The sequence below is a fragment of the Saccharothrix australiensis genome (genome assembly GCF_003634935.1).
GTDB classification, from domain to species: domain Bacteria; phylum Actinomycetota; class Actinomycetes; order Mycobacteriales; family Pseudonocardiaceae; genus Actinosynnema; species Actinosynnema australiense.
On the sequence record NZ_RBXO01000001.1, the window covers coordinates 2,503,448 to 2,529,179 of the forward strand.

A 25,732-nucleotide genomic window follows, 5' to 3' on the forward strand; every position below is an offset into this window, starting at 1 on the left:
GCGCCCGCCGTGTAGGCCATGTCCGCCCGCTTTCCCCGTGCTCGAACCGAGGTGTCCCAGGATGCACGCCCGCCGGCAGGAGGCCGGGCTCTTGCGCGGCAATCACCCGATAGAATCAATTTCGTTGTGAGTGCTCACTTTTCGGCAGGCTGGCGGGGTCGCCCGGTGAACCGCCGCGCGCCCGGTGGTCGACGCGATCCCGCCGGCGGCCGACGCCCTAGCGGCAGAACGCCGCCACTCCCAAGGGGACGATCGCCGCGGTGGGCGGGTCCTGTTCGTACGGGTTCAGCGACAGGACCATCGACCTGCCTCGCCCGTCGGTCAGGGCGAAGGTCAGGTAGCCGATCAGCCGGCCGGTCAGCTTTTCGATGAGCAGCCCGGCCACGACGTAGTTGGTGTTCGAGTAGCGCCAGGGCTCGCCCGCGTCGTCGTCCTGGTCCGCGGTGAACGCGACCTGGAGCAGTTCCTGGCTTCGCAGTTGCGCCGCGGGTATGCCGGGCGTGGCCGGCGCGACGCTCGGACCGGTGGCGAGGGTGATGGACAGGATCGTGTGCAACAGCATGGCCACGACGCTAGGTCGGGGCGGCCCGGCCGACCATGAGGTCGTCCACGCTATCGACCTGCGGAGAACCACACCGGCGGTGCGGACGTGGGCGGCCCGGTCGTCGGCCCGGTCGTCGGCCCGGTCGTCGGCCCGGACGTCGGCCCGGACGAGGCGGTCGGCGCCGTCGGGGTCGGGGTGGGGACGGTCGGCGCGGGGGAGGGTGGCGACGGCGGGTCGGGGCGCTGGGTGAGCGTCGGCGTAGCCGCCGGGGTGGCGGTGGAGGTGACCAGCGGGCGTGGCTCGTCCTGCGCCGTGACGCCGCAGCCGGCGAGCAGCAGCCCGAGCGCGAGCGCCGTCGCCCTCACCGCTCCGCCTCCGGGATCTCGACGACGAACCTCGCCCCGCCGCCGGGCCGCTCCTCGACGTGCACCGTGCCGCCGTGCCGCTGCACGTGCTGGGCCACCAGGGCGAGCCCGAGGCCGCTGCCGATGTCGCCGCCCCGGCTGCCCGCGCGGGCGCCCCGGTCGAACCGGTCGAAGATCCGGTCGCGCAGCTCGGCGGGCACGCCCGGACCGGCGTCGTCGACCTCCAGCCGCGCCGCGCCGTCCCGGCTGAACACGGCCACCCGCACCGCGCCGCCCGCGTGGTGCTCGGCGTTGTCGAGCAGGTTGGCCACCACGCGGTCCAGGCGGCGGCGGTCGCCGAGCACCTGCGGCGCGGACGCCCCGGTCTCGACGGGCACGACGGGTCCGGGCCGCGCGCCGACGACGTTGCCGACCAGCACCACCATGTCGATCGGCTCCAGCGCGAGGTCGTCGGCCCGCTGGTCGGTGCGGGAGATCTCCAGCAGGTCCACCACCATGCGCGCGAACCGGTCCACCTCCGACGTCAGCAGCTCCAGCGCCTTGCCCGCCGTGCCGGTGATCTCGGCGCGCCGCCTGCGCAGGACGGCCGCCGCGTTGACCATCGTCGTCAGCGGCGAGCGCAGCTCGTGGCTGACGTCGCCGGCGAACCGGGCGTCCTGGACCACGCGCTGCTCCAGCGCGTCCGCCGTGGCGTTGAAGGTGGTGGCCAGCGAGGTGAGGTCCGGGTCGGTCTGCGCGGGCAGGCGGGCCCGCAGGTCGCCGCCCGCGATGCGGGACGCCGCGGCGGTCAGCGCGGTGAGCGGGCGCAGCGCCTGCCCGCTCGCCCAGGCGCCCAGCGCGACGCCGAGCAGGCCGCTGGCCACCGTGCCCGCCACCAGGAGCCAGCTGAGGAACCGGAACGCGCGGTCGAGCTGCACCAGCGGCGCGAGTTCCACGTAGGTGCCCTCCGCCGACGTGATCGGCAGCGTGACGGCGAGGATCGGGATGCCGTCCACGACCAGCCGCTGGGCCGCCGGCACGCCCCGCCTGCCCAGCTCCAGCAGCCGCCGGGGCAGCGCGCCCGCGTCCACCTGCCGCCCGCTGGTGAGCACCTGGCCCGGCCGGAACAGCAGGACCGTCGAGTCCGGTCCGGTGGACAGGCCGGTCAGCAGCTCGTCCAGGCCGTGCGAGCCGGTGCGCAGGGACTCGTCGACGAGGCGCGCGTTGACCTCGGCCTGCCGTATCCCGCTCTGCTCCCGCTGCCGCAGCATGTAGCCGGAGGTGAGGTTCCAGGTCGCGATCGCGAGCGTGCTGGCGACCAGCAGCGAACCCAGCCCGAGGGCGACCGCCACCCGCCACCGCAGCGTCAGCCGGCGCACGGCGTCACCGGTCCGGGTCCATCCGGTACCCCGTGCCCCGGACCGTCACCACCAGCGTCGGGTCGTCCGGGTCGCGCTCGACCTTGCGGCGCAGCCGCCGGATGTGCACGTCCAGCAGCCGCGTGTCGCCGAAGTAGTCGTAACCCCACACGCGTTGCAGCAACTGCTCGCGGGTGACGATCCGGCCCGCCGCCGACGCCAGCTCGACCAGCAGTCGGAACTCGGTCCTGGTCAGGCGCACCTCGCCGCCCGCGCGGTGCACCGTGCCGACGTCCGGGCGGATCTCCAGCTCGCCGAACCGCAGCACCTCGGCCGGCCGGCCACCGCCGCGCCGCCGCAGCAGGGCCCGGATGCGCGCGGCCAGCTCGCCCGCCACCAGGGGCTTGGTGACGTAGTCGTCGGCGCCCGCCTCCAGGCCCGCGATGACGTCGGCGGTGTCCGCGCGGGCGGTGACGACGATGATCGGCAGGTCGCCGCGCGCCCGGAGCGTGCGGCACACCTCCAGCCCGGTCACGCCGGGGAGCATGAGGTCGAGCAGGACCACGTCGTACGCGCCGCGGTCGAGCATCCGCAGCGCGTCCTCGCCGGACACCGCGTCGGTGACGGCGAAGCCCTCGTCGCCCAGCGCGAGGCCCAGCGCCTGCCTGATGTTCTCGTCGTCCTCGACGAGCAGTACGGAGCAGTCCATGTCCCGTCGATTCTCGTGGTCGGTGCGGGCCGGGCCCACCACCTTGCCGCACCGGGTGGCGATCGCAAGGAGATCGCAAGGTTCAACGGCGTGGTTCTCGGCCACAGTGGACCGTGAGCGCCACGAGGATTCCGGGTGCACGACCGGGTGTCGGCCGCACAGGCGCGGCCGACACCTGCCCGGAACCCCGCACCCGTCACGGAAGTCGACGCACCCTGCTGTGACCGCCATCCCCGGTGACCACGACCCGAACTCGCTCGTCCTGATCTGCGACGGCTGCGGGCGCACCCGCGGCGCGGAGGGCTCGCCGCAGGACTGGAAGACGTTGTGGGGACGCGCGTTCGACGCGGGGTGGCGCGGCAGCGACCGGCGCGTGGGCCCGCACAACTGCCTGCACTGCGCCGGTTGAGGACGCCGGTTGAGGACGCCGGTCGGCGACGCAGGTCGGCGACGCGCCGGTCGGGCCCGCTGTCACCCGACCGGTGGTGTGCGCTGCCACGAGCGACCCGTCGTGACGCGCGGGTCGCGTTCACGGTGAACCGGGCGAGCGCCCGGTGAAGTCGGGTTCGACGCCGGTGAGGTCGACGCTCGCCGCCCAGAGCCGCCGCGCGAGCGCCTGGTCCGCCGGCGGTCCGGAGACGGGTTCGAGCCGCGGCGCGCCGCGCAGCCCGAGCACGCGCGGACCCCAGAGCCGGCCGCCCTCGGCGGACGGGTCCAGCACGGCCCGGACGGTGGGCCACGCGCCGGCGTCCTTGCCCTGCAGGAGCAGCGCCGCGGGCAGGGAGCGCACCCGCTGCCAGGCGGTCCGCACGTGCACCGGCGGGCGGCTCGGGGTGAGCGAGTCGAGCGCGCCGCCGGGGTGGGTCACCACGCTCAGCGTCGTGCCGCCGGTGGCCCGCACCCTGCGGTCCAGCTCCAGCCCGAACAGCATCTGCGCCAGCTTCGACCGCGCGTAGGCGGCCTTGGCCCGGTAGCCGCGGGCGCTCTGGAGGTCGTCGAGGTCCAGCCGGGCGGTCTTCCCGACGAAGCTCCCGGTGGTGACGACCCGGCTCGCGGGCGTGGCGGACAGCAGGGGCGCGAGCCACGCCGTGAGCGCGAAGTGCCCGAGGTGGTTGGTGGCGAACATCAGCTCGTGCCCCTCGGGGGTCACGCGCCGCACCGGGCCGTCGACCAGGACGCCCGCGTTGTGGACGACGGCGTCGAGCCGGTCCGTGCCCAGGGCGTCCGCCGAGCGGCGGACCGACGCCGGGTCGGCGAGGTCCAGCGGGACGTGGCGCACGTGCGCGCCGGGCACGTGCGCCCGGATCGAGGCGATCGCGGCCTCCGCCTTCGCGGCGTCCCGGCTGCCGAGCACGACGGTGGCGCCGGTGGCGGCGAGCTGCTCCGCGACGAAGTAGCCGATGCCCGCGTTGCCCCCGGTGACCAGGAAGACGCGGCCGTCGGCGCGCGGCGGGTGGTGGACGTCCCAAGGCCGCACGTCAGCGCTCCCCGCGCGGGGCGGCCGGGTCGTGCGGGACCGGGTCGCCCGGCGCGTCGTCGGGTGGGCGCCCCGGCACGGGGGTGTGCTCGATGCCGTTGAGCAGCAACCGGAACGCCCAGGACAACCTGGCCGACGCCGTGCCGGACAGCAGCGGGCCGGCCAGCGCCGCGACGTGCGGGTGCGTCCGCTCCGACGCGCCGTGCAGCGCGCGGGCGAGGGCGTCCCACTCCGCCTCGGCGCGACCGGTGCCGTCCCGGGTGGCCTGCTCGGCCGCGGTGGCCGTGGCGTGCTGGAGGAGCACGTCCACGCCCCAGGCCGCCTGCCCGGCCGGGACGCCGCCCTCGACCAGGAGGCCGAGCAGGGTGTCGACCAGGTCGAGGTAGTGCCTGCCGCTGGGGCGCGACACCAGCGCGGACCGCGCGAGCCCCGGGTGCTCGAAGAGCGTCATGGTGTACGAGGTGAGCAGCCGTTCCACGCGGTCGCGCCAGTCACCACCGGTCGTGACCGGTTCGACGGCGCCCATCAGCTCGTCGAGGATCGCCGCGTGCAGCTCGGCGGTGTCGCGGACGTAGACGTAGAGGGAGGCCGGGCCGGTGTCCAACTCCTGCGCCAACCGACGCATGGTGACCTTGCCCAGGCCCTCGGCGCGCATGATCCCGATGGCGGCGGCCACGATGCCCTCCCTGGTCAGCGGGGCTTTGGCGGGCCGTTCGCGGCGGCTGCGCGGTGCTCTTCGCTCGTCCGTCATGACATCACTGTAGCGAACGTGTTCGTCACGAACGAGTCCGTGACGAACACGTTCGCCATCCTGTGGCCGGCTCACCGCTCCCGCGGACCTGCCGTCGCCACGGCTACCGCTTCACCGGCTCACACGCCGTGGCGGCGGTTGCCCATCACCTCTTCGCACAGCCGCGCCTCCGACGCCGCCGAGAACGGGTCGCGGTAGGCGTCGACCGCCCGCCGGGTCTCCTCGGCGACCAGGTCGGCGTTGATCTGGGCGCCCGCCGTCGCGCCCGCCGCCGAGGCGGCCCCGACCTGCGCGGCCGGGTCGGTGATGTTGCCCGCCACCCACACCCCCGCCACCTCGGTGCGCCCGACCGGGTCGGCCGGGACGTGCTCGCCCAGGCCCGACGGGTGGTCCACCGCCCGCAGCCCCAGCGCCGCCAGGAAACCGGCCCGCGCCCGCATCCGGGGCGCGACGGCCACCGCCGCGCGGGGGATGACCGTGCCGTCGGCCAACCGCACGCCCGCCAGCCGGTCGGCGACGACCTCCAGGGCCACCACCTCGCCCTCCACGACCGTGATGCCGCGCGCCGCCAGGCGTTCCGCGTCCTCCGCGCTCGGCGGCGCGGTGTGCGCGAAGTACGTGACGTCGGCGCTCAGTTGCCGGAACAGCAACGCCTGGTGCACCGAGTTGACGGCGGTGCCCAGCACCCCGATCGCCTGGTCGCGCACCTCCCAGCCGTGGCAGTACGGGCAGTGCAGGACGTCCCGGCCCCACCGCTCGCGCAGGCCGGCCACGTCCGGCAGCTCGTCGACCAGCCCCGTGGTCGCCAGCAGCCGCCGGGTCCGGAGCACCCGGCCGTCGGCGAGCGCCACCGCGAAACCGCCGCCGTCCCGCGTGACGGTCTCGACCTCGCCGGACACGACCCGGCCGCCGTAGCCGCGCACCTCGTCCCGCCCGCGGGCGAGCAGCTCGGCCGGCGGCACCCCCTCCCGCGCCAGCAGCCCGTGCACGCCCTCGGCGGGCGCGTTGCGCGGCTGCCCGGCGTCGACCACGACGACCGACCGCCGTGCCCGCGCCAGCATCAGCGCCCCGTTCAGACCCGCGGCGCCACCGCCGACCACCACCACGTCACAGCTGCTCTCCACCTGCTCGGTCATCTGACCACCTCCGGCGACCACTGTGCGGTGCGGCCGGCGGTGAGGGCAAAGTTTCTTGCCGGACCGGCAAGCCGGGCGCGTCCTCGACGGTCGGGCGCTTGTCCGCAAAGTTTCGGGTACGCGGTCGCGACCCGGCGTTACGCTGTGCCACCTCAGCCGACAGTCCGACGTGAGCGGTGGCGTGGAACGACAGGGGACGACCTCATCGGGGGACGGGGCCGGTGCCTACAACCACCTGCGCGGCGTGGTGCACGGGCCGGTGGTGCAGGCCGGGCGCATCCACGGCGACGTGCACGTGCACCACCACGTCGACCACGCGCCGCGCCCTCCCGCGCCGGCGCGGGACCGCGCGCCGTTCGACCGGGGGCCCGAGGTCGACGTCGACGGCGTCGCCTACCTGGTCCACGACCACCCGGCGGAGGCGCGGCCGACCGGTGACGCGGGCGCGGTGCTGCGCCAGGCCCGCTGCCTGCGGTTGACGCCGCCGGGCGGCCTCGGGTGGCTGCGCCAGGTGGAGGTGCGGCACGCGACGCCGTCCGCCCGGCGCGCGCGGCAGGCGCTGGTGGACGAGCACCGGCTGCTGGCGCGGGGGATCGCGGGACTGCCCGCCGTGCTCCAGTTCGCCGAGGGCCCGGGTGCCGTCGTCACGCTGGTGACCTCGTGGCCGCGAACCCGGACGGGCCGTCCCTGCGACACCCTCGACGTCCTGCTGCCCGGCGGACCGGTGCGGGACGCGGGCGTGCTGGCGCGGGTGTGCGACGCCCTGGCCGGCCTGTGCGCGACGCTCGCCGGCCTGCACGCGCACCGCGTCGCGCACGGCGCGCTCGCCCCGGACCGCCTGGTGTGGCGGGACGACGGCACGCTGCTGGTGCGCGACCTCGCCCGCACCGACGAGGGCCTGCCGGAGTACCCCGCGCCCGAGCAGTGGGCCCGCGCGGCCGCAGGGCCCTGGACGGACGTCCACCAGGTCGGCGCGATCGCCCACCACCTGCTGGCCGGTCGCCCGCCCGCGCCGCGCGCGCCGCTGCCGCTGCGGTCGTGGGCGCCCGACGTGGACGACCGGCTCGCCGCCGCCGTCGACGCGGCGCTGTCACCCGACCCGGCCGCGCGACCGGACGCCGCCGCGCTCGGCGGGTGGCTGCGCGGGTTCGGCGGCCGACCCGCCGACGGACACCGCTGAAGGAGCACGGTGCGCTTCGTCCGATTGCCCCTCGACCGGGTGCTGCACCTCGTCGCCTCCGCCGAGGACGACCAGCGGCTGCGCGAGAAGCACCGCGACCACCCCGGCCTGCCGCACAGCGTCGACCACGTCGTGGCCGAGCTGTCCGCCGCCCGCGCGGGGGTGCCCGCGACCGTCGCCGAGCCGAACCGGTGGAACGGCGGGCGCAGCCTCCTGGTGCACGGGACGGCGTGGGTCGCCCGGCTGGTGGTCACCCACTCCGGGCGCGGGTACCAGGTCCGGTCGATCGACCCGCTGCGCGTCCGGGACCACCACCGCCTCGCCCGGCACTACCTGGCGCTGCACCCGGCGGGCTGGCGGCGCGTCGACGCGGTCCGGGAGCTGGGCGACGGCGCCGACGCGTGCTGGCCGAGGGTCGAGCAGGAGTGGGAGCGGCTGGTCCGGCTGCTCGCGGACCGGGCCACCGCGCCGGCGCTCGCGCCGCGCCACGCGGAGTTCCTGGACGCCGTCGAGCGGGTCGTCGACGCCAACGAGCGGATCGCCCTGCGCGCGGCGGCGGACGAGCGGCCCCACCCCTACCGCGCGGTGCGGCCGGTCGGCGAGCAGCGGCACGGCGCGCACTCCGTGTACGGGTTCGCGGTCGTCGGCTCGGCGCTGCCGGAAGAAGGCGCGTTCGTGCAGGTCAAGGGGGAGCAGCGCGGGCAGGTGACCCGCCTGGACGGCCAGACGGCGGTGGTGCGGTTCGACGAGCCGGTCGACTGGGCCCTGCTGCCCAAGACCGGCGAGCTGGTGACGACCACGAGCACCGTGGTGTTCAAGGCGCGGCGGGAGGCCATCACGACGCTGCGGGAGCGCCGCGCGCTCAACCCGCACCTGCTGCCGGCGATCGTGGACGCGCAGGTGCGGCCGATCGGCGAGGCCGCCGACACGCCGACCGAGGAGCTGGACCCGGACCAGCTCCGGGCGTTCCGCCGCGCGCTCGCCGTCGAGGACCTGATGCTGGTGCTCGGACCGCCGGGCACCGGCAAGACGCGCGTGATCAGCCAGGTGGCCAACGCGGCGGCGGTGGGTGACGGGTGGTCCCGCCCGCCGTGGCGGGTGCTGGTGACCGCGCAGTCCAACCGGGCGGTGGACAACGTCCTGCCGCGCCTGTCGCCGGACCTGGTGGTGGTGCGGGTCGGCAACGCGGGCACGGTCACCGACGAGGGCCGCCCCTACCTGGTGGACGAGCAGGCGCGGGAGCTGCGCGGGCGGACCCTCGCGGGCGTGGCGCACAACCTGCGCGAGTTCGACGGCCTGGACGTCGCCGAGCGGTGGGCGGCGGAGCTGGCGGACCGCGTCGCCGCCACCACCGCCGCGCTCGCCGACGTCGACCGGGCGTCGGCGGGCGTGGACGAGGCCCGGCGCGCCGTCGGCGGGCCCGCTCGGGCGGCGGTGGACGCGCTGGTGACCGCGTCGGCGGCCCTCGACGACCGGCTGGACCGCGCGCGCCGCGCGGTCCAGCGGAACGCGCGCCTGCGTGGGCGGCCGCTGCTCGGGTGGTGGTGCCGGTGGCGGTCGGCGGCGCTCGACGCCCGCGTCGAGCGGCTGGCCGCCGACCGGCGGACCGCGGACGACGCGCTCCACCGGGCCCGGCGGCACCTGGCGGACACCACCGACCACCTGCCCGAGGTGCGCCGCGCGGCGCGGCTGCTCGCCGAGGCGCGGGACCGCGTGGAGCGGGCGCGGCGGTCCGCGTCGACCGCCGCGCACTCGGCGCGCGCCGCGGTCGGCGGCGCCGAGGCGCCGCCCGCGATCCGCGACACGGTCGACCCCGCCACCGCCGTCGGCGACCTGACCGCGCTGGTGGCGTGGCTGGACCGGCGGCTGCCGCTGCTGCGCGCGCGGGCGCGGCTGCTCGCGGAGTGGCACCACGAGGTGTCCGGCGCGACGACCCAGCTGCACCCGGAGCTGATCCGCTACGCGCACGTCGTCGCCGCCACGGCGGTCGGCAGCGCGTCCCGCGCCGAGCTGTCCGAAGTGGACTTCGACCTCGTGGTCGTGGACGAGGCCGGGCAGATCGGCACCGCGGACGTGCTGGTGCCGCTGGTGCGCGCCCGGCGCGCCGTCCTGGTGGGCGACGAGCGGCAGCTTCCGCCGTTCCTGGACGCCGAGGTCGGGTCGTGGGGCCGGGAGGCGGCCGATCCCCGCATCCGGGACCTGCTGGCCAAGAGCGCGCTGGAGCACCTCGTCGGCCGGCTGCCCGAGGACAACGTCGTGCCGCTGACGTGGCAGCGGCGGATGCCCGAGGTGATCGCCGAGTTCAGCTCACGCGAGTTCTACGGCGGACGCCTCCGCACCGCCCGCGCGCACGAGCACCGCGACGAGCTGTTCGGCAGCCCGCTGGTGTTCGTCGACACCTCCGGGCTGCCCGAGCGGCGGCGGCGGGAGCGGCCGGCGCGGCAGCGCGACCACCGGCAGGCGGGCTACCACAACCCGGCCGAGGCGGTCCTGCTGAGCCGCCTGGCCGCGCACTACGCCGCCGCCGGCCGCGAGTGGGCGGTCATCGTGCCCTACACGGCCCAGGTGAAGGCGGTGACGAGCGCGATCGTCGACCTCATCGGCCAGGAGTCCCACGTGCGCCTCAACGTGGGTTCGGTCGACGCGTTCCAGGGCGGCGAGCGCGACGTGGTGCTCTACGGCTTCACCCGCAGCAACCCCGACGGCAACGTGGGCTTCCTCAGCGAACTGCGCCGCGCCAACGTGGCCTTCACCCGCGCCAAGGCGCAGCTGGTGCTGGTCGGCGACCTCGCCACGATCACGCGGTCGCGGGACGCCGGGTTCCGGGACCTGGCGCGGTCGCTGCGGGACCACGTCGCGGAGCGCGGCGAGATCAGGCGGTACGACGAGGTCCTCGACCTGATCGGCGGACGATGAGCAGCAGGGCGGGGTTGTTCCCGTACCCCGGGCAGCGGGCGCTGGAGGACGCCGCGTTCGAGCGCGAGGTGACGCCGGAGCGCATCCACGCGCTGCTGCTGCCGGTCTGGAAGGTCACCGTCCAGGCCACGGTCGTCGTCGCCGAGGACTACGACCTGATCGACCGCTACCTCGCGCGCGGCCTCGCCGAGGCCGGTCTCGCGACCACCGCCGAGCTGGCCGCGTTCTTCGCGCTGGAACCGGTCCTGGTGGACCGGGCGCTGCGCGCGCTGGAGGCGATCGGCCACCTCGGGAGCGCCGACGGCCGCTGGTGGCTGACCGACCTCGGCCGGCGGTCGGTGCTCGACGGCAAGCGGTTCGCGGTGGCCCGCGAGGACCGCCGCGAGCTGTACTTCGACGGCTTCGGCAGCCGCCCGCTGCCCCGGGTCTGCTACGACCCGCGCAAGGTGACCCTGCTGCCACCCGAGGACGTGCCGGCGGACGACGGGGTCCAGCCGCTGTTCACGCGGTGGAGCTTCGACCAGGCGGCGCTGCCCGCGCTGTCCGCGAACCCGGAGCGCGCGCGGTTCAACCTGCCCGAGCGCATCGACGACCCGCGCCCGCTCGGCCCGCCCGAGCTGGTCTACCTGCCGCTGCTCGTCGTGCGCGGCACGACGTCGTCCGGGCGCGTCACGCACCTGGCCTACAGCCAGGCGTCGGGCGAGGCCGACCCGGACCTGGGCGCGCTGGTCGACGCGACGCCCGACATCACCGCCACCCTGGACAACGAGCACCGCGGCACGAGCCCGGAGCACGAGGAGGCGCGGGCGCGGGAGTGGGCGGAGCGCGCCGGGCTCACCGGTCACCGCCTGGTCCGCCTGCCCGGCGGCCTGCTGCGGGTCGTGCTGCCCGGCAGGCACTTCACCGGCGACGCCGCCGTGCCGCTGCACCGGCTCGGGTCGTTCGTGGTGCGCGGCACCGGGTTCTTCCAACCCTGGTGCGACGACGGGCGGGTGCGGCGTCGCGCGCTGCTCAGCCGGGCCCGCGCGCAGCTCGGCGCGGGGTCACGGCTCGACGCCGCGCGCGTGCGGGCGCGGATCGCCCGCGTCGGCCGTCAGCTCGACCTCGGCGCGGTCGACCTGGTCGCGCTGCGCGGACTGGCCGTGGCGGCGGGTGAGGACGACCTGGTCGCCCGGCTGGACGAGCTGGACCAGGGCTGAGACCCGCGGCGGAGGTCGATCGACCGGTCACCGCCCGGCGGCGTCCCTCCACCGCGGACCTAGGGCCCCTCGACGTCGCCGACCAGCTTCTCCGTCTCCTTGATCGCGGCCTCCTGGTGCGGCTGGAGTTCCTGCTGGCCCAGGTTGTCGAACCGGAACGGGTCCTCCCACGGGTCCTCGACGCCCGCGAGCACCTCGATGAACGCGTTGGCGCAGAACGGGACGTAGGCCGCGTCGTACCCGCCTTCGTGCGAGGCGACGACCCGCCCGTCGCACAGCTCGGCCGCCGCGCCCACGAGCATCGTCGCGATCTCGCGGTACGCGCGCGGGGTGAGCATCATCCGCGCCAGCGGGTCCAGCGCGTTGGCGTCGAACCCCGCCGCCACCACGATCAGGTCGGGCCGGAAGCGGTGCAGGGCGGGCAGCACCACCCGGCGCATCGCCTCGCGGTAGCCGCCGGTGCCGGTGCCCGGCGGCAGCGGCAGGTTCAGGTTGTAGCCGAACCCCGCGCCCTCGCCGCGCTCGGCGACGAACCCGGAGTCCGGCGGGAACACCCGGTCCTGGTGCAGCGAGATCGTGAGCACGGTGGGGTCGTCGTAGAACACCGCCTGCGTGCCGTTGCCGTGGTGCACGTCGATGTCCACGACGGCGATCCGCTCGACGCCGCGCGACCGCCGCGCGGCCCGGAGCGCGATGGCGATGTTGGCCAGCATGCAGAAGCCCATGCCGGAATCGGGCACGGCGTGGTGGCCGGGCGGGCGGACCAGGGCGTAGGCGTTGCCCACGTCGCCGTCGAGCACGGCCTCGACGCAGCGGATCGTGCCGCCCGCCGCGAGCCGCGCGATGTCCAGCGAACCACGGCCGAACGGGCTGCCGCCGTCGCCCGCGTCGCCGCCCGTCTCGTTCGCGTCGGTCAGCCGCCGGAGGTGGTCGGGCGTGTGCACGAGCAGGATCTCGTCGTCGGTGGCGGGTCGCGGCGCGAGGCGGGTCAGCCGGTCGAGCAGACCGGTCGCCACCACCAGTTCGTGCACGCGGCGTTTCGCGTCGGGGTTCTCGAAGTGCCGGTACGGCTGGACGCCGCGCCGGGGGTCGGCGGGCGCGAGGCCCGCGTGCGTCCCGGTGTCGTGCCAGCCGTACAGCTCGTGGTAGACGTAGCCGGTCGCCATCCGTCGATACTGGCCTCGCCGCGCGGGTGCGTCCAGACCCGGTCCGGTCATCCACCGGCGGTTCGACCCGGTTGGCCGAGTTCCGCCCGGTCCGCGCCGAGGCCACCGCCCCGCCCGGCGTCCGACGTGGAGCGCCGACGCCTCAGGCGTCGGCGCGGTGCGGCTCGGGTCGTCGGTCGTCCGGGGTGGCCGCCACCGGTCGCCAGATCGGGTAGGGCACCCCGGCCAGGCGGTTGACGAGGTAGCCGAGGGTCGTGAGGCCGATGACGCCGACCATCAGGATGGCCAGGTGGGCCGGTGTGCGCAGCAGCCCCAGGGACACGATCAGGGTCGTCGCGCCGGCCGGCGGGTGGGGCACGGCGAGGGCCGTCATCGCGCCGCACGTCAGCGCCAGGGCCAGGGCGGCGGCCCCGGTTCGCGCCCACGTCACGTGGGTGAGGTCGGGCGCGGTGCGCCACAGGTCGAACACCGCCAGGCCCGTCGCGCCGGCCAGCACGCCGATCAGGTGGCCCAGCACGGTGTTGCGCGGGCTGGCGGGCGCGAGGTGGGGTTGGGCGAACAGCAGGAAGGCGGTGGGGCCCAGGGACGGGAACAGCAGCGGCTGGCCGGTGCCCAGGGCGACGGCCCCGATGACGGCGGTCGTGAGGAAGGCGTTGGCGGACGAGTAGAGCGCGGTGCGTCGGCGGGTGCCCGGCCGGCCGGTCACGGCTCGTCCCAGCCGGGGCGCGACGACCGGGTGGCGAGGCGCTTCGTCGTGCGGCTGCGGTAGACGACGTACGGCCGCACCAGGTACCGCACGGGCGCGCTGAAGGCGTGCACGAGCCGGCTGAACGGCCACAGCGCGAACAGCAGCATCCCCACCACGGTGTGCATCTGGTAGCTCAACGGCACGTCGGCCATGCGGGACGGGTCGGGCCGCAGCAGGAGCACCTCGCGGAACCACGGCGCGACGGTGGCGCGGTAGTCGTACCCGCCCTGCACGCCGTTGGTGATGACGGTGGCGGCCATGCCGAGCAGCAGCGCGGCGCCGAGCACCACGTAGGTGACGACGTCGTTGCGCGTGGTCGCCTTGCGCACGGCGGGAACGCGCCACCGCCGGTACAGCAGCACGGCGAGCCCCGCCACGGCGGCGACGCCGGTGACGGTGCCCGCGACCAGGGACACCACGTGGTAGACCTCGTCGTGGACGCCCAGCCACCGGGTGAGGGACGCGGGCACGAGCAGGCCCGCCACGTGGCCGCCCGCGACCAGCAGCAGTCCACAGTGGAACAACGGGCTGCCGATGCGCAGCAGGCGGGACTCGTGGAGTTGGGAGCTGCGGGTCGTCCAACCGAACTGGTCGTGCCGCCAGCGCCAGGCGGTGCCGCCGACGAGCAGGGCGATCGCGAGGTAGGGCAGGACGACCCACAGCAGCACGTCGATCGGATCGGTCATCGGTGTCGCTCCGGGGTCAGGTGGGGCGCGGTGTCGGGTAGCCGAGCAGGACGGGTTCGACGCCGACCCGCTCGGTGGGCGGCCGGCCGCCGACGGCGACGGGGCGGCGGTGGTCGGGGCGGCGGTGGTCGGACCGCTGCGGCAGGGTGGCGACCACCGCGGCGACCACCGGCGCGTACGGGGTGCCGATCGCCGCGAGGTTGCGGTGCAACAGGTCCAGCGCCGGCTGGAACTCCGCCAGCAGCGCCTGCCCCGGCGCGCCCGCGACGGCGGCGAACTCCAGCAGCACGGGCAGGTAGTCGGGCAGCTCGCCGCCGGCGGGCCGGAAGCCGTGCCGCCGGTAGACGCCCTGGAGGGTGGCCAGCGAGCCGCCCCGGCGGCGGGTCTCGCCGTCGGTGAACCAGGTCAGGTGCAGGCAGCGGTCGGCCTCGGTGTCGAACACCTCGACGTAGTGGCGGCCGGCGGCCACCGGCGACGTCGAACCCAGGTGGTCGAGCAGGGCCGCGACACCGGGCGCCTGCCGGCGCGGCACCTCGGCCAGGCAGCGCCGCAGCAGCGGCAGGCGCGCGAGCAGCCCGTCGTCGGGGTAGTGCAGGCAGTGGGCGGCCACGTGCTGGAGCACGCCGACCGCGCGGGACCGGCGCGTCGTCACGGCGTGCTCCCGCGCCGGCCGGGGAACAGCCCCGCCGGGCGCTCCCCGTCGCGCCACACGAACAGGTCCGTGCGCCCGCCGCCCGGACCGCCCGCGCCGCCCGGACCGCCGCCGCCCATGCCGGGCCCGCCGTCGGTGTCCAGGCTGCACGTGGTGGCGATGCCCTCCAGCTCGTGCGCCCGCCCGACGCCCGCCGTGGGTATCACGTACCGGTCGGCGTACTTCGCGATGGCCAGCAGCCGGTACAGGGACCGCAGCCGGTCGGCGTCGACCGCCCGCCCGCGGTCGTCGGGAGGCTCGCCCAGGTTCACCGCGCGCATGTGGGACCGCATGGCGGCCAGCGTCCGCAGCGCCGCCCGGACCGGTTCCGGGTCGCCCGCGGTGAACAGCTCGGCCAGGTAGTCCACCGGGATGCGCAGCGCGTCGATGGCGGCGAACAGGTTGTCGCCGTCCTCGCCGTCGAACCCGGTGCCGGCCAGGGCGTCGACCACCGGCGACAGCGGCGGGACGTACCAGACCATCGGCATGGTCCGGTACTCCGGGTGCAGCGGCAGGGCGACGCGGTGCTCGACGATCAGCGAGTACACCGGCGACCGCCGCGCGGCGGTGATCCAGTCGTGCGGTATCCCCGCCTCGTGCGCCGCCGACGCCACCCGCGGGTCGTGCGGGTCGAGGAACACCCCCAGCTGCGCCTCGTACAGCGCCCGCTCGTCCGGGGTGCGCGCGGCCTCGCCGACCCGGTCGGCGTCGTAGAGCAGCACCCCGATGTAGCGCAGCCGGCCGACGCAGGTATCCGCGCAGACCGTCGGCTGGCCGACCTCCAGCCGGGGGTAGCAGAAGGTGCACTTCTCGGCCTTGCCGGTCTTGTGGTTGAAGTAGACCTTCTTGTACGGGCAGCCGGTGACGCACATCCGCCAGCCGCGGCAGCGGTCCTGGTCGACCAGCACGATCCCGTCCTCGGACCGCTTGTACATCGCGCCGGACGGGCAGGACGCCACGCAGGACGGGTTCAGGCAGTGCTCGCAGATGCGGGGCAGGTAGAACATGAACGCCTGCTCGTACTCCAGCCTGATGCGCTGACCCAGCTTCCGCGCGACCGGGTCGTCGACGGCGTGCTCGGGCGCGCCGGCGAGGCTGTCCTCCCAGTTCGGTCCCCAGCGGACGTCGGTCGGCGCGCCGGTGACGGCCGAGATCGGGCGCGCCACCGGGGTGTCGTCGCCCAGCGGCGCGTCGGTCAGGGTGCGGTAGTCGTAGGTCCAGGGCTCGTAGTAGTCCGCCAGGGCGGGCAGGTCCGGGTTGGCGAACAGCGAGAGCAGCCGGCGCAGCCGACCGCCGGAGGCGAGCCGCAGCCGCCCGTTGCGGCCCAGCGCCCAGCCGCCGCGCCACTGCCCCTGGTCCTCGTAGCGGCGCGGGTAGCCCTGGCCCGGCTTGGTCTCGACGTTGTTGAACCAGGCGTACTCGACGCCCTCGCGGTTGGTCCAGGTCTGCTTGCAGGTGACCGAGCAGGTGTGGCACCCGATGCACTTGTCGAGGTTCATCACCATGCCGAGCTGCGCCATGACCCGCATCAGTAGGTCACCTCCTGGCCGCGGCGGCGCAGGACGGTGACCTCGTCGCGCTGGTTGCCGGTGGGGCCGTAGTAGTTCAGGGCGAAGGAGAGCTGGCCGTAGCCGCCGATCAGGTGGGTCGGCTTGACCTGCAACCGGGTCAGCGAGTTGTGGATGCCGCCGCGCTTGCCGGTCGTCTCGCTCTTGGGCACGTTCACCGTGCGCTCCTGAGCGTGGTACATGAACACCGTGCCGGTGGGCATCCGGTGCGACACGATCGCCCGCGCCACCACGACGCCGTTGCGGTTGACCGCCTCCACCCAGTCGTTGTCGGCGACGCCGATGGCCTCCGCGTCGGCCGGGCTGATCCAGAACGTCGGACCGCCCCTCGACAGCGTCAGCATCAGCGGGTTGTCCTGGTACTCGGAGTGGATGGACCACTTGGAGTGCGGGGTGAGGTAGCGGACGGTCACCTCGGGCCCGTTGGGGCCGATCCGGGGCTCGCCGAACAACCGGTGCAGGTCCAGCGGCGGCCGGTAGACCGGCAGCTGCTCGCCGATCTCGGCCACCCAGTCGTGGTCGAGGAAGAAGTGCTGCCGCCCGGTGAGGGTGTGCCACGGCTTGAGCTGCTCGACGTTGATGGTGAACGGCGCGTACCGGCGTCCGCCGGACTCGTCGCCCGACCACTCCGGGCTGGTGACCACGGGGGCGGGTCGGGACCGGGTGTCCTCGAACGTGACCCGGTGGACCCGGTGGTGCTCCGCGAGGTGCCGCAGCGGTCGGCCGACCCGCTCCTCCAGCGCCCGGAAGCCCTCGTGCGCGACGCGGCCGTTGGTCGTGCCGGACAGCGCGAGCACGGCGTCGGCGGCCTTGCGGTCGGTGTCCAGCAACGGCCGCCCGGCCGCCGGGCCCGCCGCGGCGACGCCGTTGGCCTCGGCGAGCCAGGCCAGCTCGGGCGCGACCTCCACCGTCCACCCCTTGGTGGTCACGCCCAGCTTGTCCGGCAACGGGCCCAGCGCGGCGAGCTTCGCGGCGATCGCGGTGTAGTCCCGCTCCACGACCGTGAGCGCGGGGAACGTCCGGCCGGGCACGGGTTCGCACCCCCCGTCCCGCCAGTCCCGCACCACGCCGCCGGGCTGGGCGGTCTCGCCCGGCGTGTCGTGCTGCAACGCGGTCACCACCAGGTCCCGCCGGGTGCCGAGGTGGGTGGCGGCCAGCTCGCTGAGCTTGGCGGCGATGGCGTGGAAGGCGTCGAAGTCGGTGCGCGCCTGCCACGGCGGGTCGATCGCGGCGTTGAACGAGTGCACGAAGGGGTGCATGTCGGTGCTGGACAGGTCGTGCTTCTCGTACCAGGTGGCGGCGGGCAGCGTGACGTCCGCGAACAGCGTCGTGCTGGTCATCCGGAAGTCCAGTGCCAGCAACAGGTCCAGCTTGCCGCGCGGGGCCTCCTCCCGCCACCGCACCGAGCGCGGGCGCTGGTGGGCGGGCGCCTCCTCGGCGCGCGGCGCGTGGTCCGCGCCCAGCAGGTGCCGCAGGAAGTACTCGTTGCCCTTGGCGGAGGAGCCCAGCAGGTTGGCCCGCCACACGGTCAGCACGCGCGGCCAGTTGGCGGGCGCGTCGGGGTCGTCGCAGGCGAAGCCGAGCGCGCCGGAGCGCAGCTGGTCCAGCACGTGCTCGGCGGGCGCCACCCCGGCCGCCTCGGCCTCGTCCACCAGGTCGAGCGGGTTGCGGTCGAAGGTCGGGTAGGACGGCATCCAGCCCAGCCGGGCCGACAGCGCGAGGCAGTCGGCCACCGTCCGCCCGGCCAGCGCGCCCGCCGAGCCGGGCCAGGTCAGCGCGTCGGTGGTGAGCCGGTCGTAGCGCCACTGGTCGGTGTGGGTGTACCAGTAGGCCGTGCCGATCATCTGGCGCGGCGGGCGGTGCCAGTCCAGCGCGCCGGCGAGGGTGGCCCAGCCGGTCAGCGGCCGGACCTTCTCCTGCCCGACGTAGTGCGCCCACCCGCCGCCGTTGCGGCCCTGGCAGCCGGTGAGCAGCAGCAGCGTCAGGAACGACCGGTAGACCAGGTCGGAGTGGAACCAGTGGTTCGTGCCCGCGCCCATGACGATCATGCACCGGCCGCGCGAGCGCACGGCGGTGTCGGCGAACTCGCGGGCGATGCGCGCGGTCCGGGCCGCGGGCACGCCCGTGACGGTCTCGGCCCACGCCGGGGTGGCCGGGCCGTCCGGGTCGTCGTAGCCGGTCGGCCACCGGCCGGGCAGCCCCTCGCGGCCCACGCCGTACTGCGCCAGCAGCAGGTCGTACACCGTGGTGACGGTGCGACCCGCCACCGTGCGCGCCGGCACGCCGCGCACGACGGCGTCCGCGCTCCCGTCGGGCCGGTCGAACCGGGGCAGCAGCACCTCGACGGCCTGCCCGTCGGGCGCGCCGTGGACGGTCAGCGCGGGCACGACGCCACCGAGGTCCAGGTTCCAGCGGCCGGGCTCGTCGGCCCAGCGGAACCCCAGCGAGCCGTTGGGCACCACGGGTTCGCCGGTGCCCTCGTCGAGCAGGACGGTCTTCCACTCCGCGCCGGGCGCGCCGGAGCCGTCGGCGGCGGTGCCGTCGGTGGTGGCGGGGCCGGTGGGGTCGGCGGCGGCGAGGTCGGCGGCGGTGAGGAACTTGCCCGGCACGAACCGGCCGTCCCGCCGGTCCAGGGTCACCAGGAAGGGCAGGTCGGTGAACCGCCGGGCGTAGTCGGTGAAGAACGGCTCCGGACGGTCCACGAAGAACTCCCGCAGCACCACGTGGCCCATCGCCATCGCCAGCGCCGCGTCGGTGCCGGGGTGCGGCGCGAGCCACTCGTCGGCGAACTTCGTCGCGTCGGAGTAGTCGGGTGAGCACACCACCACCTTCTGGCCCCGGTAGCGGGCCTCGGTCATGAAGTGCGCGTCGGGCGTGCGGGTCACCGGGACGTTCGAGCCCCACAGCACCAGGTAGGCCGCGTCCCACCAGTCCGCCGACTCCGGCACGTCGGTCTGGTCGCCGAACACCTGCGGCGAGGCGGGCGGGAGATCGGCGTACCAGTCGTAGAACGACAGCATCGGCGCGCCGATCAACGCCATGAACCGCGAGCCCACCGCGTGCGACACCATCGACATCGCCGGGATCGGGGAAAAACCCGCGATCCGATCCGGACCGTGCCGCGCGAGGGTGTGCACGTGGGCCGCGGCGACCATTTCCACCGCCTCGTCCCAGGACACCCGCACCAGTCCACCGCGACCCCGCGCGGAGTGGTATACCCGGCGTTTCAGGGGGTCGTCCACAATTGACGCCCAGGCCGCGACCGGATCATCCAGTGCCCGGCGCGCCTCCCGGTACATCTCGACCAGCACGCCCCGTGCGTACGGATAACGCACGCGCAGCGGGGAATAGGAATACCACGAGAACGAAGCGCCGCGCGGGCACCCGCGCGGCTCGTACTCCGGGCGGTCGGGTCCGGTCGACGGGTAGTCGACGTCCTGCGCCTCCCAGGTGATGATCCCGTCCTTGACGAAGACGTTCCACCGGCAGGAACCCGTGCAGTTCACGCCGTGCGTGGAGGGCACGACGCGGTCGTGGCTCCACCGGTCGCGGTAGAAGGCGTCGCCGTCCCGGCCGCCTTCCCGGAAGGTGGCCCGCAGGTCGTCCGACACGTTCGCCCCGGTCAGGAAGCGGCTCGCGGACAACAGCAGGTCGGTGGCGGGCCCGTCGGTCGTGAACGGTTTTCCGGCGCGTTCTCGTGCCGCGCACATAGGCGTGGTCCTCCCTGGCGGCGCGCATTGATCATTGCGCGAGACGAGTTCCATGCAACTCTTCGTGTCCGCCCCACTACAGGCATATGTGATGTAGGTCACAACATTAATGCCATTCTTTACCCGTGCATTGATGGCGGTTTAAATGAATTCCGGCCGGTTCGTCCGGATTGCCGGTGTTCTTTCACCCGTTCCGGTGCACCCGGCGCGCGGGGCGACCGGTACGGTCGGAAACGCGGCGCGCGGGCGGAAAGGGGATTCGGGATGGACCTCGACGCGCGACTGCACCTCCAGGCCGCCGTGTGGGGCCGCGACGACAACCGGATCGCGGTCCTCCTGGCGGAGACCGAACCGGTCCGGTCGGCCGCCGACCCGACGTCCGCGCTGGTGGCCAAGGGGCTCGGGCTCGTCACGGACCTGGCGCGGATCGCCCTGCCGCGGCCACCGGGGTGGCACGTCGACCTGGGGCCGGCCGGCGGCGTCACCGTCCGGTGGCCGCACCCGACCCCGCTGGTGTCCGGCGCGGCGCTCGACCTGCCGGGCGTGTGGCGGTGGGCGGCCCGGCGCACCGGGGTCGTCGTGCTGCTCGCGGGCGGCGGTCCGGGCGTGTGCGACCGGGGCGAGCGGACCGCGCACCCCACCGCCGCCCTGACCCGCATGGCGACGACGGGCGCGTTGGCCGGCGGGGCGGTCCCGTTCCGCGAAACGCGCTGAAGGCGTTGCGGGACAACGCTCGCGTCCCACCGGGCGGCGACGGGGCGGGCGCCGGGCGACGGGACCTCGGCGAGGCGACCGCAGTGCTCGCTCGTCGCCGCGTCAGGACGGGCGGGCGTGGTTGGTCGTCGTCAGGCTGCCCGGCGGGGCCGGTTCCCCGGTCGTCCACGGCCGGCGCGGTGTCACCAGGACCGCCGCCACCGCGACCACCTCGATGACCACGAACAGCACCACCACCTCACGGGTCGCGTGCACGCCACCGGCCAGCGCGCTCGCGGCCAGCGGCAGGAAGCTGGAGATCGTCGCCCCGAGCTGGTAGGTCACCGCGAGCGCCGAGAACCGCACCCGCGCCGGGAACTGCTCCGCCAGGAACGCGCCGAGGTTGCCGTACGCCGCACCGTGCCCGACGCCCATCGCCACGACCAGGATCGTGCCCACCACGAGCAGGTCGCCGCTGCCCAGCCACAGCACCGCCGGCACCGCGGTGGCCGCCGTGACCGCGTAGCCGAACACCATGACGCGCTTGCGGCCGACGCGGTCCGCCAGCTTCGCGTACAGCGGGACCGACACGCACTCCGCCGCCGCGCCCAGGACCAGCCCCACCAACGCCGTCCCGTAGTGGGCTCGGGAGGTCGACAGCAGGTACACCGTGTACAGCGACACCACCGACCCGACGCCGAGCGCGGCGAGCGCGCCCGTGAGCACGTGCACCGGCCGGGTGCGCACCGCGTCCAGCACCGGCACCCGCGCCACGCCCCGGTTCTCCTGCACCGCGCGGAAGTCACGCGTTTCGAGGATGCCCAGCCGGACGTAGATGGCGATGCCGACGAGCACCGCCGAACCCAGGAACGGCAACCGCCAGCCCCACGCCAGGAACTGGTCGCGCGGCAGACCGGACAGCAGGAAGAACGTGAGCGTGCTCGCCATGAGCCCCAGCGGGAAGCCGACCAGCGGCCAACTGCTGTACCAGCCGCGCTTGTGCCCCGGCGCGTTCTCGATCGCGAGCAGCATCGCGCCACCCCACTCGCCGCCGATCCCGATGCCCTGGAGCACCCGCAGCACCACGAGCAGGACGGGTGCCAGCACGCCGATGTCCCGGTAGGTGGGCAGCAACCCGACCAGGAACGTGGCCACGCCCATCACCGACAACGTCAGCACCAGCATGGACTTCCGGCCGACCCGGTCGCCGAAGTGACCGGCGAGCAGGCCGCCGAGCGGGCGGGCGGCGAACCCCGCCGCGTAGGTCGCGAACACCGCGAGCGCCTGCGCCGACGCCGAGTCCGCCGGGAAGAACAGCGGGCCGAGCACCAGTGCCGACGCCGTCGAGTACAGGTAGAAGTCGTACCACTCGACCGCGCTGCCGACCATGCTCGTGAACAGGACCCGGCGCACGTACCGCGGGTCGACCGACTTGTCGGACACGTGTTCCCCCTCGCTCGCTCGCCGCCACCACCTCGTGCGCCGCCGCCGACCCGGACCGCGGACCCGTCGTCAGCCCCGCTCGTCCGCCGCCACGCACCCGCAGCTCGCGCGCGGCACCGTCCGGGCCCGCACGACGGTCACGCCGGACCGGGCGTCGTCCGGGCGCAACGCGGTCGTGACGGCGTGCCGGGCCAACTGGCCGATGTCCAGCGCGACGGTCGACAGGGGCGGCGACGTGAACTCGCCGTCGGGCAGGCCGTCCATCGCGATCACCGCCAGGTCCTCGGGCACCCGCACCCCGGCCAGCGGCGCGGCGGCCAGCACGCCGAACGCCTGCTCCTCCGTGGTGACGAACAGCGCCTCCGGCCGGTCGGGACCGCCGAGCAGCCGCCGCGCCGCGGCCATCGCCTCGCCGCGCGGGTAACCGCACCGGATCGGCGCGGCCACCGGACGGCCGGCCGCGCGCAGCGCCGCCGCGAAGCCCCGTTCCCGGTCGAGCACCGGCGACTGGCGGTCGGACCCGCTCAGGCAGCGGATCGTCCCCGCCCGGTGCGCCATCAGGTGTTCGGCCGCGAGCCAGCCGCCCCGGTAGTCGTCCGCGATCACCGACGGCAGGCCGAGCCGGGGCAGTTGCCGGTGCAGCAGCACGACCCGGCAGCCCAGGTCGGCGACCAGGTCGCGCAGCCGCGGCGACCCCGGCGAGTCGACCAGGATCAGCGCCGCGGGCGACAGCTGGGCGAACGCCAGCAGGTAGCGCTCCTCGGTGGCCGGGTCGAACGAGGAGTTGCCGACCAGCACCAGGTGCCCGGCGGCGGCGGCGACCTGCTCGACGGCGTGCGCGAGGCGGGCGAAGAACGGGTTGGTCGCGTCGGGCACCACCAGGCCGAGCAGGTCGGTCCGCCGGGTGCTCAACGCCCGCGCCACCGCGTTGGGCCGGTACCCCAGCTCGCGGATCGCCTGGAGCACGCGCGCCCTGGTGGCGGTCGCGACCGGGCGCGGGCCGCCGTTGACCACGTAGCTGACGACCGCCGTCGACGTCCCCGCCAGCCGGGCCACGTCGTCCCGCGTCACCCGACCGCCGCGCGGCCACCCGGAGCCCACGCCTCAACCCGCTCGGCCGGCCCGCGCCGGGCCGCGCGCGGAACCGTCGCCGGGCGACCAGACGCGCGGTCCCGCGCGTCGACCAGCCGGCCGACGCCCGGATGATCCCGGTCGGACGCCGGCGCGGTCGACCACGCCACCGCGCCCCATCAAGGCGCGCGGACCGTCCGATGTGGACGGGCTCAGTCCAGCGGCAGCAACTGCCGGATGCGGTCCGCGCCGATCGACAGCAGCAGCGTCGGCAGCCGCGGCCCGCGCTCCGCGTCGACCAGGAGGTGGTACATCAGGCGGAAGAAGTCCTTCTGCGCCTGCGCGACCTCCGGCGTCGGCTTGTCCTCCAGGGCGAGCCCCGCGCGCAGCTTCGGGATGCCGTAGACGAGCCGGGTCAGGCCGTCCAGGCTCCAGTCGTCGTCCATGTGCTCGTGCAGCAGCCGCAACGACTCCCGCTGCTCCCCGGTGAGCGCCGCGAGGTCCGCCGTCGCCGGCTCGGCGCGCACCCGCGTCCGCTCCTCGGGCGCGACGTGCTCGGCGAGCCAGTTCGCCGCGAGCGAGAGCCGGGGCTCCACCGCCGAGGGGGTCAGCTCCGGGTCGACGTCGCGCAGGATGCGGGCCAGCTGGACCGGGTCGCCCGCGGTGATGTCCTGCGCGGCGGCGAGCAGCCGGAACGACACCGTGCGCGCGGGCCGGGGCAGCGGGCCCAGGCTGGTCACCGTCGCCCGGTCGAGGACGGAGACCTCCCACGCGTCGGCCTTGCCCGCCGCGACGTTGGCGTTGAGCCGGTCCCACTCGTCGTACAGGCGGACCACCTCCGCGCCGAAGTCGACGGAGAACGCCTGCTCGGGCTTGCGCCGCGAGTACAGCCACCGCAGGGTGGGCGCCTCCAGCACGCGCAGCCCGTCGGTGGCGGTGGGCACCGCGCCCTTGGAACCGGACATCTTGGTCGCGCCCTTGATGCCGACGAACGAATAAGCCTGGTACACGGGCGGTTCCGCGCCGAAGACCTCGCGGACGACCGCGGAGCCGACGGTGAACGACGAGCCCGGCGACGAGTGGTCCGCGCCCGCGCCCTCGAAGACCACGCCCTCGTAGGCCCAGCGCATCGGCCAGTCGACCTTCCACACCAGCTTGCCGCTGTTCGCCTCGCGCAGCCGGACCGTGCCGGTGTGCCCGCACGCGCGGCACCGGTAGTCGACCGTCGCCGCGGCGGAGTCGTAACCGGTGACGACCGTCTCGTCCCGGCCGCAGTCGTGGCAGTAGGGCCGGTAGGGGTAGTAGTCCTCTTCGGACGGTCCGCCCTCGGCGCCCTTGGTGCGGTAGCGGGACAGCAGCGCGTCGATCCGCTCGCGCGCGTCCATCGCGCGCAGCACCTGGTCGGCGTACGCGCCCGAGCGGTACATCTCCGTCTGGCTGATCTCGCGCAGCTCCACGCCGAGCCGGGCGAGCGCCGCGCGGAACGGCGCCTTGAACCGCTCGGCCCAGCTCTCGTACTCGCCCCACGGGTCCGGCACCGCCGACAGCGGCCGCCCGATGTGCTCGGCGAACTCCGGCGGGACGCCGGCGGGCACCTTCCGCAGGCGGTCGTAATCGTCCCAGGACAGGATGTGCACCCGGTCGCGGCCCCGGCGGTGCAGCTCGTCGGCCACCAGGTGCGGCACCATGATCTCGCGCAGGTTGCCGAGGTGGATCGGGCCGGACGGGCTGATGCCCGACGCGCACACGACGGGTTTGTCCGGGGCGCGGCGGTCGGCCTCGGCGACCACCTCGTCGGTCTTCCGCGCCACCCAGTCCTGGCCGTCCTTCGTGGACACCGCGCCCTCCGCTGCTCCCGCGTTCCGCGAGCGGCCAGGGTATCGGCACACCGGGCGCACCACCCGCGGCGGTCGCGCGGCTCACTCGTCGGCCACCGGGTAGACTGACGGATTGTCCAGGGGCACCTTCAGCCAGGACAGCATTTGGCGCAACTTGCGGTACGCGGCCAGCCGCTGTTCGTCGGAATCGGCGAGTTCGGCGGCCTCGATCGGCGCCCACAGCCGGTGCACCATGTCGGGCCCGAGTTCGATCAATCCGCCGCTGCCCGCGGTCGCCCAGCGGGCCAGCACATAGCGCACCAGCGCGCCCACCGGTATCCCGAGGCGATTGGCGAGCGCGGTCAACGTGGTGAGCGGTTCGAGCAGCGTGTAGTCGGCCACCTCCGCGCGGAAGTTGGCGTCCGGGTCGTCCGCGGGCCAGGTGCCCCGCCAGCGTTCGAGTCGGACGACCGGGATCTCCCCGTCGTAGTGCACGGAACGGTCGGTGCTCATCTCATCCCCCGC

Annotated in this window: 22 protein-coding genes; 5 read left to right on the plus strand and 17 right to left on the minus strand. The window is 75.1% G+C overall.

What is annotated here, in order from left to right; all coding sequences use genetic code 11:
- Nucleotides 1-217 precede the first annotated feature (217 nt).
- The 4 genes from C8E97_RS11745 to C8E97_RS11760 are packed head-to-tail and all read right to left on the minus strand — an operon-like array spanning nucleotide 218 to nucleotide 2,955.
- Nucleotides 218-562, minus strand: a complete 345-nt coding sequence (locus C8E97_RS11745; protein WP_121011332.1) for a serine hydrolase — start codon at nucleotides 560-562, stop codon at nucleotides 218-220.
- 50 nt (nucleotides 563-612) lie between these two features.
- Complete coding sequence (locus tag C8E97_RS11750) at nucleotides 613-909, minus strand: hypothetical protein (protein ID WP_121004523.1); 297 nt, start codon at nucleotides 907-909, stop codon at nucleotides 613-615.
- Nucleotides 906-2,267, minus strand: coding sequence for a HAMP domain-containing sensor histidine kinase (locus tag C8E97_RS11755; protein ID WP_121004526.1), 1,362 nt, complete (start codon nucleotides 2,265-2,267; stop codon nucleotides 906-908). The genes C8E97_RS11750 and C8E97_RS11755 overlap by 4 nt, the downstream gene beginning before the upstream one ends.
- A gap of 4 nt (nucleotides 2,268-2,271) precedes the next feature.
- On the minus strand, nucleotides 2,272-2,955 hold the full coding sequence (locus C8E97_RS11760; RefSeq protein WP_121004529.1) for a response regulator transcription factor: 684 nt from the start codon (nucleotides 2,953-2,955) through the stop codon (nucleotides 2,272-2,274).
- A gap of 220 nt (nucleotides 2,956-3,175) precedes the next feature.
- On the opposite strand from C8E97_RS11760, the gene C8E97_RS11765 reads away from it, so the two are divergent.
- A complete protein-coding gene (locus C8E97_RS11765; protein ID WP_121004532.1) occupies nucleotides 3,176-3,364 on the plus strand; it encodes a hypothetical protein in 189 nt (62 codons plus the stop codon).
- Between the two features lie 120 nt (nucleotides 3,365-3,484).
- On the opposite strand, the gene C8E97_RS11770 is transcribed toward C8E97_RS11765, so the two are convergent.
- The 3 genes from C8E97_RS11770 to C8E97_RS11780 form a co-directional block, all read right to left on the minus strand.
- Nucleotides 3,485-4,432 (minus strand): SDR family NAD(P)-dependent oxidoreductase, encoded by a 948-nt coding sequence (locus C8E97_RS11770; RefSeq protein ID WP_121004535.1) that lies wholly within the window; start codon nucleotides 4,430-4,432, stop codon nucleotides 3,485-3,487.
- Nucleotide 4,433: 1 nt separating this feature from the next.
- A complete protein-coding gene (locus tag C8E97_RS11775; RefSeq protein WP_121004538.1) occupies nucleotides 4,434-5,183 on the minus strand; it encodes a TetR/AcrR family transcriptional regulator in 750 nt (249 codons plus the stop codon).
- Between the two features lie 119 nt (nucleotides 5,184-5,302).
- Entirely contained in the window at nucleotides 5,303-6,319 is a 1,017-nt protein-coding gene (locus C8E97_RS11780; RefSeq protein WP_121004541.1) for an NAD(P)/FAD-dependent oxidoreductase, read from the minus strand.
- A gap of 181 nt (nucleotides 6,320-6,500) precedes the next feature.
- Here C8E97_RS11780 and C8E97_RS11785 point away from each other — a divergent pair, with 181 nt between their 5' ends.
- From C8E97_RS11785 to C8E97_RS11795, 3 genes are read left to right on the plus strand one after another with little or no spacing between them, the layout of a single operon-like run.
- The gene (locus C8E97_RS11785) at nucleotides 6,501-7,499 is read left to right on the plus strand and encodes a protein kinase family protein (RefSeq protein ID WP_147455078.1); all 999 of its coding nucleotides are present in this window, start codon (nucleotides 6,501-6,503) and stop codon (nucleotides 7,497-7,499) included.
- 9 nt (nucleotides 7,500-7,508) lie between these two features.
- Nucleotides 7,509-10,415 carry a DEAD/DEAH box helicase gene (locus C8E97_RS11790; RefSeq protein ID WP_121004547.1) on the plus strand — a complete coding sequence of 969 codons (2,907 nt, stop codon included), beginning with the start codon at nucleotides 7,509-7,511 and terminating at the stop codon, nucleotides 10,413-10,415.
- The gene (locus C8E97_RS11795; protein ID WP_147455079.1) at nucleotides 10,412-11,614 is read left to right on the plus strand and encodes a hypothetical protein; all 1,203 of its coding nucleotides are present in this window, start codon (nucleotides 10,412-10,414) and stop codon (nucleotides 11,612-11,614) included. The genes C8E97_RS11790 and C8E97_RS11795 overlap by 4 nt, the downstream gene beginning before the upstream one ends.
- 59 nt (nucleotides 11,615-11,673) lie before the next feature.
- Here the strand turns inward: C8E97_RS11795 and C8E97_RS11800 are convergent, their stop codons facing one another.
- From C8E97_RS11800 to C8E97_RS11825, 6 genes are all read right to left on the minus strand, one after another.
- On the minus strand, nucleotides 11,674-12,780 hold the full coding sequence (locus C8E97_RS11800; RefSeq protein ID WP_121004553.1) for a class II histone deacetylase: 1,107 nt from the start codon (nucleotides 12,778-12,780) through the stop codon (nucleotides 11,674-11,676).
- A gap of 142 nt (nucleotides 12,781-12,922) precedes the next feature.
- Complete coding sequence (locus C8E97_RS11805; RefSeq protein WP_121004557.1) at nucleotides 12,923-13,486, minus strand: HPP family protein; 564 nt, start codon at nucleotides 13,484-13,486, stop codon at nucleotides 12,923-12,925.
- Nucleotides 13,483-14,214 (minus strand): respiratory nitrate reductase subunit gamma, encoded by a 732-nt coding sequence (gene narI / locus C8E97_RS11810; protein WP_121004560.1) that lies wholly within the window; start codon nucleotides 14,212-14,214, stop codon nucleotides 13,483-13,485. The genes C8E97_RS11805 and narI overlap by 4 nt, the downstream gene beginning before the upstream one ends.
- 16 nt (nucleotides 14,215-14,230) lie before the next feature.
- On the minus strand, nucleotides 14,231-14,866 hold the full coding sequence (gene narJ / locus C8E97_RS11815; protein WP_121004563.1) for a nitrate reductase molybdenum cofactor assembly chaperone: 636 nt from the start codon (nucleotides 14,864-14,866) through the stop codon (nucleotides 14,231-14,233).
- Entirely contained in the window at nucleotides 14,863-16,434 is a 1,572-nt protein-coding gene (gene narH / locus C8E97_RS11820; protein ID WP_121004566.1) for a nitrate reductase subunit beta, read from the minus strand. The genes narJ and narH overlap by 4 nt, the downstream gene beginning before the upstream one ends.
- On the minus strand, nucleotides 16,434-20,183 hold the full coding sequence (locus tag C8E97_RS11825) for a nitrate reductase subunit alpha (RefSeq protein WP_121004569.1): 3,750 nt from the start codon (nucleotides 20,181-20,183) through the stop codon (nucleotides 16,434-16,436). The genes narH and C8E97_RS11825 overlap by 1 nt, the downstream gene beginning before the upstream one ends.
- Nucleotides 20,184-20,447: 264 nt before the next feature.
- Here C8E97_RS11825 and C8E97_RS11830 point away from each other — a divergent pair, with 264 nt between their 5' ends.
- Nucleotides 20,448-20,897 carry a hypothetical protein gene (locus C8E97_RS11830; protein WP_121004573.1) on the plus strand — a complete coding sequence of 150 codons (450 nt, stop codon included), beginning with the start codon at nucleotides 20,448-20,450 and terminating at the stop codon, nucleotides 20,895-20,897.
- Nucleotides 20,898-20,999: 102 nt separating this feature from the next.
- Here the strand turns inward: C8E97_RS11830 and C8E97_RS11835 are convergent, their stop codons facing one another.
- From C8E97_RS11835 to C8E97_RS11850, 4 genes are all read right to left on the minus strand, one after another.
- On the minus strand, nucleotides 21,000-22,319 hold the full coding sequence (locus tag C8E97_RS11835) for an MFS transporter (protein WP_211346977.1): 1,320 nt from the start codon (nucleotides 22,317-22,319) through the stop codon (nucleotides 21,000-21,002).
- Nucleotides 22,320-22,388: 69 nt separating this feature from the next.
- Nucleotides 22,389-23,420 (minus strand): LacI family DNA-binding transcriptional regulator, encoded by a 1,032-nt coding sequence (locus C8E97_RS11840; RefSeq protein ID WP_121004577.1) that lies wholly within the window; start codon nucleotides 23,418-23,420, stop codon nucleotides 22,389-22,391.
- Between the two features lie 182 nt (nucleotides 23,421-23,602).
- Nucleotides 23,603-25,228: a lysine--tRNA ligase gene (gene lysS / locus C8E97_RS11845; protein WP_121004580.1), complete on the minus strand. Its 1,626-nt coding sequence runs from the start codon at nucleotides 25,226-25,228 to the stop codon at nucleotides 23,603-23,605.
- Nucleotides 25,229-25,309: 81 nt separating this feature from the next.
- Nucleotides 25,310-25,720, minus strand: a complete 411-nt coding sequence (locus C8E97_RS11850; protein WP_121004583.1) for a DUF6027 family protein — start codon at nucleotides 25,718-25,720, stop codon at nucleotides 25,310-25,312.
- Nucleotides 25,721-25,732: the final 12 nt, after the last annotated feature.

Excerpts from the sequence above, each read along its gene's own strand:
- C8E97_RS11775 (WP_121004538.1), bottom strand. The coding sequence starts at position 5,183 with ATGACGGACGAGCGAAGAGCACCGCGCAGCCGCCGCGAACGGCCCGCC.
- narH (WP_121004566.1), bottom strand. The coding sequence starts at position 16,434 with ATGCGGGTCATGGCGCAGCTCGGCATGGTGATGAACCTCGACAAGTGC.
- C8E97_RS11825 (WP_121004569.1), bottom strand. The coding sequence starts at position 20,183 with ATGTGCGCGGCACGAGAACGCGCCGGAAAACCGTTCACGACCGACGGG.
- narI (WP_121004560.1), bottom strand. The coding sequence starts at position 14,214 with ATGACCGATCCGATCGACGTGCTGCTGTGGGTCGTCCTGCCCTACCTC.
- C8E97_RS11800 (WP_121004553.1), bottom strand. The coding sequence starts at position 12,780 with ATGGCGACCGGCTACGTCTACCACGAGCTGTACGGCTGGCACGACACC.
- C8E97_RS11760 (WP_121004529.1), bottom strand. The coding sequence starts at position 2,955 with ATGGACTGCTCCGTACTGCTCGTCGAGGACGACGAGAACATCAGGCAG.
- C8E97_RS11795 (WP_147455079.1), top strand. The coding sequence starts at position 10,412 with ATGAGCAGCAGGGCGGGGTTGTTCCCGTACCCCGGGCAGCGGGCGCTG.
- C8E97_RS11745 (WP_121011332.1), bottom strand. The coding sequence starts at position 562 with ATGCTGTTGCACACGATCCTGTCCATCACCCTCGCCACCGGTCCGAGC.
- C8E97_RS11780 (WP_121004541.1), bottom strand. The coding sequence starts at position 6,319 with ATGACCGAGCAGGTGGAGAGCAGCTGTGACGTGGTGGTGGTCGGCGGT.
- C8E97_RS11830 (WP_121004573.1), top strand. The coding sequence starts at position 20,448 with ATGGACCTCGACGCGCGACTGCACCTCCAGGCCGCCGTGTGGGGCCGC.
- C8E97_RS11850 (WP_121004583.1), bottom strand. The coding sequence starts at position 25,720 with ATGAGCACCGACCGTTCCGTGCACTACGACGGGGAGATCCCGGTCGTC.